The organism is Candidatus Pelagibacter sp. HIMB109, from assembly GCF_052048155.1.
Classification (GTDB): Bacteria; Pseudomonadota; Alphaproteobacteria; order Pelagibacterales; family Pelagibacteraceae; genus HIMB114.
Genome location: NZ_JBNAIK010000001.1, coordinates 211,188 through 225,551, shown reverse-complemented (window position 1 = coordinate 225,551; position 14,364 = coordinate 211,188). Strand labels below are relative to the sequence as shown.

The following is a 14,364-nucleotide window of genomic DNA, read 5'->3' as shown; positions in this document are numbered from 1 at the left end:
GTTTTATATTTTTATTACTTTACTTTTTTTAACATCGTGTGGCTTCTCGCCAATGTTAAAAAATGTTGATCTTAGCGATATTAAAATAAATAAGATTGATTACTCAGGTCCAAGTGGGCTAACATATTATCTAAAAAGTAACCTTAATATTCCAATCAATAAAGCATTGAAAGATGCTTATTCTTTAAAAATAAATATTGGAGAGAGTTCTGCTTCTGTAACCAAAAATACTGCAGGAATAACAACGGAAGAAGAAGTTACGGTCACAATTAATTTTCAAATTGTTGATAACAAAGGTAAACAAATTGGTGGAGAAAGCCTAAGTGATGGAAGAGTAGTAAGTGTAACAAACAACGTATCTACAGATGACGAAGTTAAAAGAATTGAAAAAGAAAATATTATTACAAATTTAATTCAACAACTTACTTTTGCCGTTAGAGCAAAAATCATATCTAGCCAACAATGATAATTAAAAGTTTTTCAATTAATTATGAAAAACTTTTTTCAGATTACAAAATAAATTTAATTTATGGTGAAAATTTTCATTTAAAAACCGAAATCCTAAATAAATTAACTCAAATTTTTAAAAAAAATGAATTCAAAACAAAATTTATTAAAGAAGATGAATTTTTAAAAGACATTGAAATATTAGATAATTATTTAAATCAAGATAGCTTGTTTGGTGAAAAAGAAATTTTAATTATTCAAGAAGCGTCGGATAAACTATTAGATTACATAAATTTTTCAGAGATAGATAAAAAATTAATTATAGTTACTAATAACCTTACAAAAAAAAGTAGCTTAAGAAATAAAGCTGAAAAAGAAAAAATAATATCTTGTATTGCATGTTACGAAGATGATGAAAAAACCCTACAATCTTTGCTTAGAAATGGATTAACAAAACTTGGTATAAAAGTTCCCTATGAAGCCATAGATCAATTATTTAATATTAATAAACTTAATCGAAATGACATCAATAGTGGATTGGAAAAATTAGAGCTTATTACAAAAGATAAAAAATTAGACAGTGAAACATTTTCTTCACTATTTAACACTACATCTTCTTTTGATGCTTTTGAAATATCTAACGCTTTATTGTCAGGGGACAAAAAAGCATTAAATAAAATACTCTCAAGTTTTTATCATTTTTCTATTAACTTCAATGAAGTGCTTGGCCCACTAAAATACAAAATAAACAAACTAATTGATATTTATGAATATAATGAAAATGAAACTAAAATTGCGGTATTAGTTGATACTTATAAACCACCAATTTTCTGGAAAGAAAAAAGCATTATCCAAACACAATTATCTAAATGGAATAAAAACGAATTAAATACATTATTAGACAAAATTAATGAAATTGAAATACTATGTAAACTTAACTACGAGATCGCGGAAACAATTTTTAATAAATTTCTTTTAGATATTGTAACAAAAAGGGTATTAACTAATACTTACTTTTAACATTCGCAACAAGCTGATTTAATTGATCTAGATCTTTATATTCGAAAGTAATCTTACCTTTATTATTTTTCTTATTATCAATAATAACTTTCATGCCTGTTTTTTGTTCTAATGAATTCTCTAAATCTTTAATATTAGGATCAATATTTCTAATTTTAATTTTTTTAGAAAAGGTTGCATTTTTTTTGCTGAGTAATTCAGCTTGTCTTACAGATAAATTTTTATTAATAATTTCCTTTGCTAGCTCAATATTATTATTTATATCAATTAAAGATCTAGCATGTCCTGGTGTAAGCAGACCATTTGTAATCATATCTTGAATTTCATTAGGAAGTCTTTTTAACCTTAGCGTATTAGCGATATACACCCTGCTCTTCCCTATCATGTCAGCGATTTTGTCTTGAGTGTAACTAAATTTATCGATCAAAGTTTGATACCCTTCTGCTTCCTCTAACGCATTTAGGCCCTCCCTCTGAACGTTCTCTAAAACCGCGAATTCAGCGGCTAATTCGTCATCTGCATCAAGTAAAACTGTTGGAACCTCATGGACTTTTGCCAGCTGGGCAGCTCTCCATCTTCTCTCTCCAGCTATAATTTCAAACTTACCATCTTTTGATTTTCTGACAGCTATGGGCTGAATAATTCCTCGTGTTTTAATAGATGTTGCAAGTTCATCAAGTTGTTTTTTGTCAAAATTTTTTCTTGGTTGATATTGATTAGGAACTAAAAGATGAATTGGTGTTTTATCTGTTTTAACATTTGAAAGTTCAACAACATTCTTTTTCTCATCATTGTTACTATCGCCTAATAATGCAGATAAACCTTTACCTAAACCTTTTGCTTTAATCATGCAGCATAACTTCCATTTAGAATTTCGTTAGATAATTCTTGATAGGCAATCGACCCAGAACTATTTTTATCATAAACAATTACTGGCATTCCATGAGATGGTGCCTCTGAAATTCTAACATTTCTTGGTATGACTGTTTTATAAACTTTTGAACCAAAATATTTTCTTGCTTCCTGTTCAACTTGACTAGAGAGTTTATTTCTTCTGTCATACATAGTTAAAATTACACCTTGTATTGATAAATTTTTATTTAAATTTTCTTTTACTCTTTCAATTGTTTTGATCAGTTGAGAAACACCCTCCAATGCAAAAAATTCTGTCTGCAACGGTATAATTACTGTATCTGAGGCAACTAAAGCCATAATAGTAAGCAAACTTAGGGAAGGTGGGCAATCAATAAGTATATGATTATATTGATTTTTTTCCTTTATTTGGTCTAAAACATCCCTTAAAAAGAAGGCTCTTTTACTCTCATCAGCAACCTCCGTTTCAAAACCTGAAAGGTCTTCGTTTGCACATATAATATCTAAATTTTCCGTTTGAGTTTTTGAGATAAATGAATTTGGATCATCATTTCTACTAACTAAAAATTCATAAATTGTTTTTTCTCTTTTGCCTCTGTCAATTCCTAAGCCCGTGGATGCATTTCCTTGAGGATCTAAATCTATGACTAAAATTTTTTGTCCGCTTGATGCTAACGCATGCCCAAGGTTAATTGTCGATGTAGTTTTTCCAACACCGCCCTTTTGATTTATTATGGAAATTATTTTTGTCATTTAATTTTTAGATACACCTTTTATTACAAAAACTTTCGAACCCGGATTTGTGATACTTTCATGGTACTCACAATTTATTTCAAAATATTTTTTTGCTTCAATAAATTCATCCATGAACTTTTCACCCTTCATTAAAATAATTTTTTTAAATTTTATTTGTGATTGATTAATTATATTAAAAAATTCTTTCATTGGCTTAAAAGCTCTGCTTACAAGCGTAGTAAAATTTTTTATTTCCATCTGCTTTACGTCACAGTTATGTATTTTAATATCAAGATCAAGAAAACTATTTGCTTTTTTCAAAAAATTTGACTTTTTTGGACTTTTTTCAACAAGATGTGTTGAAAAGTTTAAATTATGGTCTTTCTTGATTATATCCAAAATAATACCTGGCAGGCCAGCACCAGAACCTATATCTAGAATACTTTTATCGGTTTTATCTAAATATTTAATGATTTGTGCACAGTCTACATAGTGTCTCTCTATAGCCTCTTTTTCAGTGCTTTTTGATATTAATGATAGTTTTTTATTACTTTCAATCAAAAATTCATGGTATTTTAATATTTTTCCTAATGTTTCACGTGAAACACTCTTATCAAAATAATTTGATCGAATCATTTAAGCAGTATGCTTAAAATTATACCTTTTAGAATACGTTAAAAGAAGATTTATAGCTGCTGGAGTAATACCCTCAATTCTTGAGGCCTGACCGAAAGTTTTAGGCCTTATAAGCTCTAATTTCTGCCTGATCTCATTAGAAAGTCCGCTAATTGCTGAATAATCAATATTTTCTGGGATTTTCATGTTTTCATCCTTTTTAAATATCTCAATGTCATCCTCTTGCTTAGCGTAATATCCGGAGTAATGATTATCTATCTCAATTTGCTCAATAACATCTTGATCGTAATCACCAAGACCAAAAATTGGTTTTAATTTATCAAAAGTAACCCCTTTATACCTTAAAAGCTCTAGACCATTCCTTTTAATACCGTCCTTTGAAATCTTTATGCCATGTTTATCAGCCTCATTAGGGGTGAAAGACCTGGAAGATAATTGAACTTTAAGTTTATTAATATTTTCGAGTTTTTTTTCAAAATTTTGCAATCTTGAATCACTTAATATTTCTAAATCTTTCGCTATAGAAGATAATCTTAAATCCGCGTTATCAGAACGTAAAGTTAATCTATATTCAGCGCGTGAGGTAAACATACGATAAGGCTCAGCAACACCCTTTGTTATAAGATCATCAATCATAACACCTATGTATGCTTGTGACCTATCTAAGGTAAATGGTTTTTTATTTTTACTTTGAAGTGCTGCGTTAATGCCAGCAATCAAACCTTGAGCTGCAGCTTCCTCGTAACCAGTGGTTCCATTTATCTGACCAGCTAAAAACAAAGATTTAATTTTTTTTAATTCTAAAGTAGCATTGAGCTCTCTTGGATCAACGTAATCATACTCGATAGCATAACCTGGTCTAATCATCTTAACATCAGATAAACCATTGATTTTAAACAATAATTCCTCCTGTGCGTCTGCTGGTAGGGACGTAGAAATGCCATTTGGATAGACAGTATGGTCATCTAATCCTTCTGGTTCTAAAAAAATTTGGTGTCTAGATTTGTCTTTAAATTTTACAATTTTATCTTCAATAGAAGGACAATATCTGGGGCCAACACTTTTGATGCTACCACTATACATTGCTGAACGTTTTAAATTTTTTTCAATAATTTTATGAACTTCATCATTCGTATAGGTCATAAAACATGAGACCTGATCTGCATTAATTTTTTTTGTATCTACTGAAAAAAAATAGGGATCATCATCTGCTTTTTGTTCTTCTAAATTTTCAAAATTAATTGTACGACCATCTAACCTTGGTGGTGTTCCGGTTTTTAATCTTGATAAATTTAAATTAAATTTTTTTAACTGTTCACTTAAACCAGTTGTTGGATCTTCACCATGTCTTCCCCCTGGTTTCATTTCATCGCCAATATGGATGACGCCATTTAAAAAAGTTCCTGTTGTTAAAACTATTTTTTTTGCTCTTAATTCTTTTCCAGACTTTAAAATCACACCAACAATTTCATTTTTATTAAAAATAAATTGAATTACAGGATCATAAAAAATGCTTAGATTACAATGACTTATTAGACATTTTTTCATGTATTTTTTGTATAATTTACGATCAGACTGAGTTCGCGGTCCTCTAACAGCTGGTCCTCGACTACGATTTAATAATCTAAACTGAATACCGGATGCATCAGCAACTTTTGGCATGACACCATCGAATGCATCAATCTCTCTAACAAGATGTCCTTTGCCCAATCCACCTATAGCTGGGTTACAAGACATTTCACCAATTGAATTTTCATTTGTTGTAACTAAAGCAGTATTAACTTTCATACGCGCAGATGCAGCAGCAGCTTCACAGCCTGCATGACCAGCACCAATTACAACAACGTCAAATTTTTCCATTGCTGGAATCTATTACTGAGAGATTTTTTTACAAGAGAGATTCGACTATTTTCCTATGCAGAAATCTTGAAATATTTTTCCTAATATTTCCTCTACACCAATAAAACCTACAATATGACCAAGGTTATTCGATGCTAATCTAAGCTCTTCTGCAGCTTTTTCTACTTCATCTGATTTACTAATTTTAAGAAAATCATGAAGTCTATTTGAGCATTTTTTTAATAGCGCTCTATGTCTTGCTCTTGAAATTAAAGTTGTTGATTGTGCAGTATCTATTTCAGATACAATTTTTTTTAATCTTGAATTTAATTTATTAATTCCAGTTTTATCTTTAATTGAAACTTCTATTAAGTCTTTAAATTTATACCCTTTTAATTCTTTGATGATTTTTTTTGCATTAAAACTTTTTTTATCTTTTTTATTAAGAATAATTAGCGTCTTAGCTGTAATCAATTTTTGAATATTTTTTGGTATTTTCTTTTCAGTTCCATCTAGTATCAAAATGTCTAAATTGGCCTCTATGCTGGCATTAAGAGCCAATTCTACACCTGTTTTTTCAATTTTATTTTTAGTATTCCTTATCCCTGCTGTATCCGTCAGAATTACTGGATAATTATTAATATGATATTTAACCTCGATAATATCTCTTGTGGTTCCTTTAATACTTGAAACTATTGCAGCTTGTCTTTTAACTAATAAATTTAAAAAACTGGATTTTCCGGCATTTGGTGGTCCTATTATTGCTATTTTAAAACCATCTCTAATTATCTCTCCCATAGTTTCATCTAACATTTCATCAATATCAGAAACGATAGATTTAATTTTTTCTTCATTATTTTTTAGAATTCCTTCTGGTAAATCTTCTTCTGAAAAATCTATAGATGCTTCCGTCTTACTTAAAACATCAAGAATAGTTTCTCTCCACTCTAAAAATTTAGGACTACTATTTTTAAGTCTAAGGGCTTGTATTCTTTGTGCTTCTGTTTCAGCTTGTAAGAGATCTGCAATAGACTCTGCTTCATAAAGGTTTATCCTATTATTTTGATAAGCAGTTTTGGTGAATTCTCCTGGTTCAGCTAATCTACAATCTTTTCTATCACCTAAATCCTCTAATAACTTATTAATAACTGCTTTACTTCCGTGTGTGTGAATTTCAATTAAATGCTGACCCGTATAGCTTTGACCTTCTGGATACCAAATTAAAATTCCTTCATCTATTAGTTCGCCTTCTTGATCATAAAAAGATTTTAGTAATGCTGATCTTGGTTGATCAATAACTGTCCGTGTTATTTGATTTGCAATTTGTAAAGCGCTATCTCCAGAAACACGAATGATAGCTATGCCTGATACACCAGGAGGAGTTGATAAAGCATAGATATTCATGATAAAAATATATCAAATATGAAACTAAAAGGAACTCCACTTCAAGTTAAAGTTTGGAAATACCTAATGAAAATTCCAAAAGGAAAAACTAAAACATATTTAGAAGTTGCTAAAGCAGTTGGAAAACCAAAAGCGGTAAGAGCGGTAGCAAATGCAATAGGAAAAAATCCCTATCCTATAAAAATTCCATGTCATAGAGTAATTCGCTCAGATGGTGGGTTAGGAGGGTATTCAGGTCCAGGTGGAGTTAAGACGAAAAAAAAATTATTAGCTTCAGAGCGATAAGCCTTCATCAGCAAATTTTATTATTTCATTTTTTAAATCTGGAAATTTATCTAATTGCCTAAAACCACTTTTTCTTAAATTTGATATTTGGTTATTATTGAATTTGAAAATTCTTCTTATTAAATCAATTGAAGATGCAAAGATAAAATTATTAATTTTTGTTTTTTTCTCATATTCCTCGAGCAATGAAAAGTCTCCAAAATCATAACCATATTTTTTCTTATTTTGATAGACATCATAAAGTTGCTTGATATCTCTCACCGTCATATTCCATCCTTGGCCAGCAATTGGATGAATACGATGACTTATATCTCCTATGTTAATCTTTCTGGGTTCAATTCCACATGTTAAAAAATTAAATTTTAAGGAAAAACTTTCAATTTTTGAATTCAATTTAACATTTTTATAAATCAAAAAATTAGAATTTAGATACTTCTCCAAAGATAATTTTGAATTAACTATTTTTCTCATTTCAGAATTTTTAGATAATGACCACACAAGTGAGGTGTTATTTTGATTTATGGGTAAAAAGGCTAGGGGACCATCATTTAAAAAAAATTGTCTTGAGCAGTTATTTAAAAGTTTTTCATGTTTAATGATAAAAGTAAAAGCATCTTCTTTATAGTCCCAACTTAAATCTTTTTTCTTTGTATCATTATAAACAGTATTAATAGTTAGGGCGTATTTGTTAGGTGAAAAAACTTTTTTAATTTTTAGATTTTTAATTTCTCCAGAAAGCTCATCATAAAGTTTGTCTTTTAAAACAATATAACTCAAAGGAATTTTTTTTGTTTTGTTATAGAAAATACTATCTGGATCTAAATAATCTTTATGGTTTTCATATAACTTAATTGAATTGATAGGATTACTAATTTTTTCCAAATTTTTTAATTTTAACTTTTTTAAAAAGTTAAAACTATCATTTGAGATAGATATCGAGGCAACAGAAGGCTTAGGCATTAAACCTTTTTTTCCAACTAGCTCCACAGGATAACCCAGTCTAAATAAGGCAAGTGCAACAAGATTGCCTGTTAAACCATCACCAATAATACCAATTTTTTGAATAATTTTTTTATCCATTTTTTATCAATCTTATAAAAAATGTTAAAAAGTAACAAAGGTTGATTCGTTAAATTTTAAATATGCTACAAAAAGTACTAAATTTTTTAAAACTAAGACTTATTGAAGTCTCAGGTCTTGTTATATTAACATTTTCTATATTTTATCTTTATTCAGTTGCAACTTACTCACCAGAAAACGCTACACTGATTACGCCAGGCAAAACTGAAGATTTGATTTTGTTAAATTATAGTTTTTATATATCAGACTTTTTATTACAGGCTTTTGGCCTTTCTTGTTTTTTGCTTTTTGTAAATTTTTTTATTTGGAGTTGGTTAATCATTATACAAAAGTCTGTATCTAGTATTACTTTCAAATTTTTATTTATCGTTATTTACCTTTCGTTTTTTTCACTTGGCCTAAAAATATTATTTGATCAAAGTTTTTGGTTACCTGACAATGGTAATGGGGGATTTTTAGGTGGTTACCTTATTAGTTTTATTCCTTTGGATTTTTATACCTTTAATTCAATTATTGCTTATTCATCTTTAACTGTTGGAACAATTTTTTTTATATTAAGTTTAGGTTTAAATTTTTCAGAATGGGTGAGTGTTTTAAAAAAAATTGGTTTAATTTTAATAGCGCCTATTAAATTTTTAAAAATAATATTTAAAAAGGCAGGAACAATTGATCAACCTGTTGTTCAAGAAGAACCTGAAGAATTAATTCCTACAATTAATAAAAGCTTTAAACCAAAACCGATGGAGACACAGGCAAGTCTTCCCTTGGATACAAAAGAGAATTTTTCATTTAAGTCTGGAGAATACAAACTGCCACCAACTGATTATTTGAACCAGTCAAAAAGTAATAAGAATTCTGATGCTTTAACGGATGACCATAAAGAATTATCTAAATTTTTAGAAAGCACACTTTTAGACTTTGGCATTATGGGTAAAATTAAAAAAGTAAGTCCAGGTCCAGTTGTTACTCTCTATGAATTTGAACCTGCTGCAGGAATTAAAACTTCTAAAATTGTAAATCTTACTGATGACATCGCAAGAAGCACTAGCTCAATATCTACGAGAATAGCTCCCGTCCCTGGAAAAAATACGATAGGTATAGAAATACCAAATAAAGAAATTGATCCTGTAAATTATAGACAAATTATCGAAAGCAAAGAATTTGCAAATCCAAATATCAATATTCCAATTACTTTAGGAAAAACTATTGCAGGGTACCCAATTGTTGGTGACCTAGTAAGTATGCCTCACTTACTTATCGCTGGAACAACTGGATCTGGAAAATCAGTTTGTATCAATACATTAATTTTGTCTGTACTTTATCGACATACTCCTGAAACATGTAAACTTATTTTAATTGATCCTAAAATGTTAGAATTATCGGTTTATCAAGGTATTCCTCATTTATTATCTCCAGTTATTACTGAACCCAAAAAAGCAACTTCAGCATTGAAATGGACTGTAAGAGAAATGGAAACGCGTTACAGAAAAATGACCGAAGAAGGAGTCAGAAATATTTCAGGGTTTAATGAGAAAGTAAAAAAAGAAGGTAAAAAAGTTATGCCTTACATCATTGTTGTTGTTGATGAGATGGCAGATTTGATGATGGTATCTGGAAAGCAAGTTGAAAATTATATTCAACGTCTTGCACAAATGGCTCGGGCTGCAGGTATTCATATTATTATGGCCACTCAAAGACCAAGTGTTGATGTGATTACTGGTACAATTAAGGCTAATTTTCCAACTCGAATTTCATTCCAAGTGACATCAAAAATAGATAGCCGTACTATTTTAGGTGAACAAGGAGCTGAACAACTATTAGGAAAAGGAGATATGTTATTCATGTCGTCAGCAAGCAGAATGATAAGAATTCATGGGCCTTTTGTTTCAGACTCCGAGATTGAAAAAGTAAGTACCTTTTTAAGATCACAAGGATCACCAACCTATATTGATGATATTACTAAAGTTGAGGATAATGACAATGTATCTGAGGGTGGACTAGATTCATCTGATAAAGATGAGCTTTTTAATCAAGCAGTTGAGTTAATAAAAAATGAAGGCAAAGCTTCAACCAGTTTTTTACAAAGAAAATTACAAATTGGATACAATAGAGCTGCAAGAATTATTGATCAAATGGAAGAAGCAAAAATTATAAGTCCTGCAAATCATACTGGTAAACGTGAAATTTTACCGTAATGAGATTTTTCATTATTTTATTTTTAATAATATTTTATCCATTTAATTCTTTTTCAAATATTACTGATGATATTGCAAAAAAACTAAACGAAACCAATAATCTCATTTTCTCATTTGAACAGAAATCTAATAATTTAAATGAAAAGGGTGAATGCTACTTGCTCTTTCCCGGTAATTTAAAATGCATTTATAGTGGTGAAGAAGGAAAAGAAATTTATGTAAAAAATAATAGCTTATATATTATTAAACATAAATTTAAGAGATCTTATAGATACCCAATAAAAAACTCTGCTTTTAATATTGTACTAAATAAAAATAAAATCTTGGAAAATCTCAAATCTATTGATCAATCAAAAATAGGATCTCAAAATGATAATTATTTTTACGAGATTAATACAGATGAAGGTGTATTTGTGAAAATATTTTTTAATAAAAAAACAAAACTTTTAAAAGGGTGGGAGACCATCAGCTATAATCAGGAACCTGTGAAATTTACTATTATAAATCCTAAAATAAATACTGAATTTAATGAGAAATTTATTTTACCAAGTTACGGTTTTTAAACTCTTACTTTTTCTTTTTTAAAAATATTCATGCCCCTTGCTATATAATTTCTTAAGGCGTGAGGATGATCCAAGGTACAAGTGTGGACCCATATACGATTAGGCTTATGATTCCATCCAGATCTTAAAGCATGAGTTAATAAATAACCGCCAAGTCCTTTTCCAAAGTATTCTTTAAAAATTCCAAAATAAGATATCTCTACTTCTTTTATATCTTCATGGTTTAAGTACTCATAAAATCCAGCTACATCTTCACCAACTTTAGCTACACAAAACTTTAATTTAGATTGATTTAGATAATTCTCCCATTCTTTTAAGGACCAGGCCAATCTATCTTTCCAATAGAAATCTTCTCCAATTTTTTGATATAAAAATTTGCAAAACTGAGGGTCTTTTTTTTCACTCTCTTCGATTTTTAAATTTGCTATTCCACATTCTGCAGGGATTAAATCTAATTTAGAGTTTGTTTCTAAAAAATACCTTTGAATATTCACTACTAAACTTTTCTTAAACCTCTTAGACCCATTGGTTCACCACCCATAACATGATAATGAAAGTGAGGCACCTCTTGACTGCCATCTGGTCCTGTATTTGCAATTAACCTAAACCCATTTCCACCTTCAGTCAAAGATACTTTAGTAGTTTTACAAACCTCAGCTACAGCTTGCATTAATGAAGCGATTTCATCTTTAGATGCATTTTTAGAAAAATCGTCAACATCTGTGTAAGCACCTTTTGGAATAACCAAAACATGTACCTTAGCCTGCGGACTAATATCATTGAATGCTAAAGCATGATCATTTTCAAATACTTTATCACAAGGAATTTCACCTCTTAATATTTTTGCAAAGATATTATTTGTATCGTAACTCATTGTTTTTTTCTGTTAGCTTTTTCTACAAGGCCAGACACACCTTCTCTTTTCTTTAATTCATTCATTACATCTTCGACTTTCACATTGTTTGCCTCTAACAAAACAAGAATATGATACATAACATCAGCTGCCTCGTGCACTTCATTTTTATTCTCATTTAGTGCATCGATAAGTTCTTTGATTTCCTCCATGACTTTCTCGCGGCAAAGGCTGTTATTATCTAATAATTTTTTTGTATAAGACTCATGTTCTGATGAGTTTTTTCTTTCTCGTATTGTTTTAATTAAACCTTCTAAGACTTCAAACATCCTATAATCTTACAGGAACATTTTCTTTTTTTAAATACTCTTTTGCCTCTTGAATTGAATATTTTCCAAAGTGAAATATGGAGGCAGCCAATACTGCACTTGCACCACCATCTAAAATACCATCTTTTAAATGCTGAAGGTTACCAACTCCACCTGAAGCTATAACTGGAATATTTAAACTACTTGATATTTTTTTTGTTAATTCAATATCATAACCCTCCTTGGTTCCATCTCTGTCCATAGAGGTTAAAAGAATTTCTCCTGCGCCATTTTTTTCTGCTAATTTAGCAAACTCTACTGCATCAAGCTCTGTTGCTTCTCTTCCACCATGAGTAAACACGGTCCATTTGTCTTGTGCAGTTTTTTTTGCGTCGATCGCAACAACAATACATTGTGAACCAAATTTATTTGAACTTTCTTTTATTAGCTCAGGATTTTTAATTGCTGCTGTATTAATAGAAACTTTATCTGCACCAGCTAGTAAAAGTTTTCTAATATCTTGAATTGATCTTACACCACCACCAACCGTTAAAGGCACAAAACAACACTCGGCCGTTTTTTTTACCGTATCTAATAAAATATCTCTTTTATCACTTGATGCTGTAATATCTAAAAAACAGATCTCATCAGCACCGTTTTTGTTATAAACTGAAGCTTGTTCTACAGGATCTCCTGCATCAACAAGATCAACAAAATTAATACCCTTAACAACTCTTCCATCTTTGACGTCTAAACAGGGTATAATTCTTTTTTTAAGCATTAAATTTTACCAATTCATTTAGATCAATTAAGCCATCATAAATTGCTTTTCCAACAACAACACCTGAGATTTTTTTTTGTGACTTGATCAGCTTAATATCATCAATACTTGATACCCCGCCAGATGCTGTTACCGGGATTTTTGAACTCTCAGCCATCTTAAGTGTATCTTCAATATTAATTCCTTGTTTCATTCCATCTTTATTAATGTCAGTAAAAATAATGCTTTTTAAAGGAAGATTTTTAATAGTTTCTAAGAAATCAAAACATGAAATTTCTGTTTGATCTTTCCATCCTTTTAAAGCAATCATTTTATCTCTAACATCAAGGCCTACTGAAATTTTATTTTTATACTTTTGAGATATTTCAATTAATAAATCTGGATCATTTACTGCAGCGGTTCCCATCACTGCATTCTCAACTCCAAGATCAATTATTTCTTCAACAGTATCTTTTGTCCTCAATCCACCACCAACTTGAACTTTTAAACCAGTGCTTTGAATAATTTCTTTAATTGTTTTTAAATTAGATTTTTCTTTGTGAATTGTACGGTCAAGATCAACTACATGCAAAAATTCAAAGCCTTTATCCTCAAAAGCTTTAGCTTGTTCAATAGGAGACCTTGAATAAACTGTTTGTTGTTCAAAATCACCCTTGGTTAATCTTACACACTTTCCGTCTTGAAGATCTATAGCTGGATAAATAATCATTATAATTTAACAAAATTTTCTAATATTTTTATACCATTTGCCTGACTTTTTTCTGGGTGAAATTGAGTCCCAAAAATATTATCCTTTTCAACTGCTGATACAATTGCAGTTGAATAATTAGTTGTAGCAGAAATAAATTGGTCATTTTCAACGTCAAAGGCAAAGCTATGAACAAAATAAAAATGGCTTTCATTTTCAATTCCTGAAAATAATTTTGATTTTTGATTAATGCTAATATTATTCCACCCCATATGGGGTAATTTCAAATTCTTATCTGTTAAGTTAATTTTGTTTACTTTACCTTTTATCCAATCAAAGCCTTTACTTCCTCCATCCTCTTCTCCAAATGAAGAAAATAATTGCATACCAACACAAATACCCAAAATTGGTTTTTGTTTTTCTAAAACAGCGCTGGTTAGCTCGTCTACAATGCCATCTATTGATAAAAGAGATTGATAGCATTGTTTAAATGATCCTTGACCGGGTAGCACTATTTTATCAAAGTTTTTTAATTCATTTGCTGAATTAATAATTTTAACATCAGATTTATTAAAAATATTATTTGAAGCTAGTTCAACTGCTTTTGAGACCGACTTTAAATTGCCAGACTCATAGTCAAAGATAGCTATTTTCATT

General features: G+C 29.8%; 17 protein-coding genes. 5 read left to right on the top strand and 12 right to left on the bottom strand.

Annotation, left to right across the window (positions count from 1 at the left end; genetic code table 11):
* Positions 1–52: 52 nt before the first annotated feature.
* Both lptE and holA read left to right on the top strand, forming a co-directional pair.
* The gene (gene lptE / locus ACTTAQ_RS01395; RefSeq protein ID WP_440694890.1) at positions 53–466 is read left to right on the top strand and encodes an LPS assembly lipoprotein LptE; all 414 of its coding nucleotides are present in this window, start codon (positions 53–55) and stop codon (positions 464–466) included.
* Positions 463–1,467, top strand: a complete 1,005-nt coding sequence (holA, locus tag ACTTAQ_RS01390; protein ID WP_440694888.1) for a DNA polymerase III subunit delta — start codon at positions 463–465, stop codon at positions 1,465–1,467. Before lptE ends, holA begins: the two co-directional genes overlap by 4 nt.
* Here holA and ACTTAQ_RS01385 read toward each other — a convergent pair.
* The 5 genes from ACTTAQ_RS01385 to mnmE are packed head-to-tail and all read right to left on the bottom strand — an operon-like array spanning position 1,451 to position 6,954.
* The gene (locus ACTTAQ_RS01385) at positions 1,451–2,317 is read right to left on the bottom strand and encodes a ParB/RepB/Spo0J family partition protein (protein WP_440694886.1); all 867 of its coding nucleotides are present in this window, start codon (positions 2,315–2,317) and stop codon (positions 1,451–1,453) included. The genes holA and ACTTAQ_RS01385 overlap by 17 nt on opposite strands.
* Positions 2,314–3,093 (bottom strand): ParA family protein, encoded by a 780-nt coding sequence (locus tag ACTTAQ_RS01380; RefSeq protein ID WP_440694884.1) that lies wholly within the window; start codon positions 3,091–3,093, stop codon positions 2,314–2,316. The genes ACTTAQ_RS01385 and ACTTAQ_RS01380 overlap by 4 nt, the downstream gene beginning before the upstream one ends.
* Complete coding sequence (gene rsmG / locus ACTTAQ_RS01375; RefSeq protein WP_440694882.1) at positions 3,094–3,711, bottom strand: 16S rRNA (guanine(527)-N(7))-methyltransferase RsmG; 618 nt, start codon at positions 3,709–3,711, stop codon at positions 3,094–3,096.
* Positions 3,712–5,571 (bottom strand): tRNA uridine-5-carboxymethylaminomethyl(34) synthesis enzyme MnmG, encoded by a 1,860-nt coding sequence (mnmG, locus tag ACTTAQ_RS01370; RefSeq protein ID WP_440694880.1) that lies wholly within the window; start codon positions 5,569–5,571, stop codon positions 3,712–3,714.
* 45 nt (positions 5,572–5,616) lie between these two features.
* Positions 5,617–6,954 carry a tRNA uridine-5-carboxymethylaminomethyl(34) synthesis GTPase MnmE gene (gene mnmE / locus ACTTAQ_RS01365; RefSeq protein ID WP_440694878.1) on the bottom strand — a complete coding sequence of 446 codons (1,338 nt, stop codon included), beginning with the start codon at positions 6,952–6,954 and terminating at the stop codon, positions 5,617–5,619.
* 18 nt (positions 6,955–6,972) lie between these two features.
* Between mnmE and ACTTAQ_RS01360 the strand changes: the two genes are divergently transcribed.
* A complete protein-coding gene (locus ACTTAQ_RS01360) occupies positions 6,973–7,239 on the top strand; it encodes a methylated-DNA--[protein]-cysteine S-methyltransferase (RefSeq protein WP_009373087.1) in 267 nt (88 codons plus the stop codon).
* On the opposite strand, the gene ACTTAQ_RS01355 is transcribed toward ACTTAQ_RS01360, so the two are convergent.
* Positions 7,228–8,319 (bottom strand): hypothetical protein, encoded by a 1,092-nt coding sequence (locus ACTTAQ_RS01355; RefSeq protein WP_440694876.1) that lies wholly within the window; start codon positions 8,317–8,319, stop codon positions 7,228–7,230. The two genes, ACTTAQ_RS01360 and ACTTAQ_RS01355, sit on opposite strands and share 12 nt — an antisense overlap.
* Before the next feature lie 62 nt (positions 8,320–8,381).
* Between ACTTAQ_RS01355 and ACTTAQ_RS01350 the strand changes: the two genes are divergently transcribed.
* A complete protein-coding gene (locus ACTTAQ_RS01350; RefSeq protein ID WP_440694874.1) occupies positions 8,382–10,514 on the top strand; it encodes a DNA translocase FtsK 4TM domain-containing protein in 2,133 nt (710 codons plus the stop codon).
* Positions 10,514–11,077 (top strand): LolA family protein, encoded by a 564-nt coding sequence (locus ACTTAQ_RS01345; RefSeq protein ID WP_440694872.1) that lies wholly within the window; start codon positions 10,514–10,516, stop codon positions 11,075–11,077. The genes ACTTAQ_RS01350 and ACTTAQ_RS01345 overlap by 1 nt, the downstream gene beginning before the upstream one ends.
* On the opposite strand, the gene ACTTAQ_RS01340 is transcribed toward ACTTAQ_RS01345, so the two are convergent.
* From ACTTAQ_RS01340 to hisH, 6 genes are read right to left on the bottom strand one after another with little or no spacing between them, the layout of a single operon-like run.
* Complete coding sequence (locus ACTTAQ_RS01340; RefSeq protein ID WP_440694870.1) at positions 11,074–11,571, bottom strand: GNAT family N-acetyltransferase; 498 nt, start codon at positions 11,569–11,571, stop codon at positions 11,074–11,076. The genes ACTTAQ_RS01345 and ACTTAQ_RS01340 overlap by 4 nt on opposite strands.
* Positions 11,572–11,573: 2 nt before the next feature.
* On the bottom strand, positions 11,574–11,951 hold the full coding sequence (locus ACTTAQ_RS01335; protein WP_440694868.1) for a histidine triad nucleotide-binding protein: 378 nt from the start codon (positions 11,949–11,951) through the stop codon (positions 11,574–11,576).
* Entirely contained in the window at positions 11,948–12,259 is a 312-nt protein-coding gene (gene hisE / locus ACTTAQ_RS01330) for a phosphoribosyl-ATP diphosphatase (protein WP_440694866.1), read from the bottom strand. Before hisE ends, ACTTAQ_RS01335 begins: the two co-directional genes overlap by 4 nt.
* Position 12,260: 1 nt before the next feature.
* Positions 12,261–13,019: an imidazole glycerol phosphate synthase subunit HisF gene (gene hisF / locus ACTTAQ_RS01325; protein WP_440694864.1), complete on the bottom strand. Its 759-nt coding sequence runs from the start codon at positions 13,017–13,019 to the stop codon at positions 12,261–12,263.
* Entirely contained in the window at positions 13,012–13,728 is a 717-nt protein-coding gene (hisA, locus tag ACTTAQ_RS01320) for a 1-(5-phosphoribosyl)-5-[(5-phosphoribosylamino)methylideneamino]imidazole-4-carboxamide isomerase (protein WP_440694862.1), read from the bottom strand. The genes hisF and hisA overlap by 8 nt, the downstream gene beginning before the upstream one ends.
* Positions 13,728–14,363: an imidazole glycerol phosphate synthase subunit HisH gene (gene hisH / locus ACTTAQ_RS01315; RefSeq protein ID WP_440694860.1), complete on the bottom strand. Its 636-nt coding sequence runs from the start codon at positions 14,361–14,363 to the stop codon at positions 13,728–13,730. Before hisH ends, hisA begins: the two co-directional genes overlap by 1 nt.
* Position 14,364 lies beyond the last annotated feature (1 nt).

Coding starts and splice junctions, on each gene's coding strand:
- lptE (WP_440694890.1), top strand. CDS start 53: ATGTTAAAAAATGTTGATCTTAGCGATATTAAAATAAATAAGATTGAT.
- holA (WP_440694888.1), top strand. CDS start 463: ATGATAATTAAAAGTTTTTCAATTAATTATGAAAAACTTTTTTCAGAT.
- ACTTAQ_RS01385 (WP_440694886.1), bottom strand. CDS start 2,317: ATGATTAAAGCAAAAGGTTTAGGTAAAGGTTTATCTGCATTATTAGGC.
- ACTTAQ_RS01380 (WP_440694884.1), bottom strand. CDS start 3,093: ATGACAAAAATAATTTCCATAATAAATCAAAAGGGCGGTGTTGGAAAA.
- rsmG (WP_440694882.1), bottom strand. CDS start 3,711: ATGATTCGATCAAATTATTTTGATAAGAGTGTTTCACGTGAAACATTA.
- mnmG (WP_440694880.1), bottom strand. CDS start 5,571: ATGGAAAAATTTGACGTTGTTGTAATTGGTGCTGGTCATGCAGGCTGT.
- mnmE (WP_440694878.1), bottom strand. CDS start 6,954: ATGAATATCTATGCTTTATCAACTCCTCCTGGTGTATCAGGCATAGCT.
- ACTTAQ_RS01360 (WP_009373087.1), top strand. CDS start 6,973: ATGAAACTAAAAGGAACTCCACTTCAAGTTAAAGTTTGGAAATACCTA.
- ACTTAQ_RS01355 (WP_440694876.1), bottom strand. CDS start 8,319: ATGGATAAAAAAATTATTCAAAAAATTGGTATTATTGGTGATGGTTTA.
- ACTTAQ_RS01350 (WP_440694874.1), top strand. CDS start 8,382: ATGCTACAAAAAGTACTAAATTTTTTAAAACTAAGACTTATTGAAGTC.
- ACTTAQ_RS01345 (WP_440694872.1), top strand. CDS start 10,514: ATGAGATTTTTCATTATTTTATTTTTAATAATATTTTATCCATTTAAT.
- ACTTAQ_RS01335 (WP_440694868.1), bottom strand. CDS start 11,951: ATGAGTTACGATACAAATAATATCTTTGCAAAAATATTAAGAGGTGAA.
- hisE (WP_440694866.1), bottom strand. CDS start 12,259: ATGTTTGAAGTCTTAGAAGGTTTAATTAAAACAATACGAGAAAGAAAA.
- hisF (WP_440694864.1), bottom strand. CDS start 13,019: ATGCTTAAAAAAAGAATTATACCCTGTTTAGACGTCAAAGATGGAAGA.
- hisA (WP_440694862.1), bottom strand. CDS start 13,728: ATGATTATTTATCCAGCTATAGATCTTCAAGACGGAAAGTGTGTAAGA.
- hisH (WP_440694860.1), bottom strand. CDS start 14,363: ATGAAAATAGCTATCTTTGACTATGAGTCTGGCAATTTAAAGTCGGTC.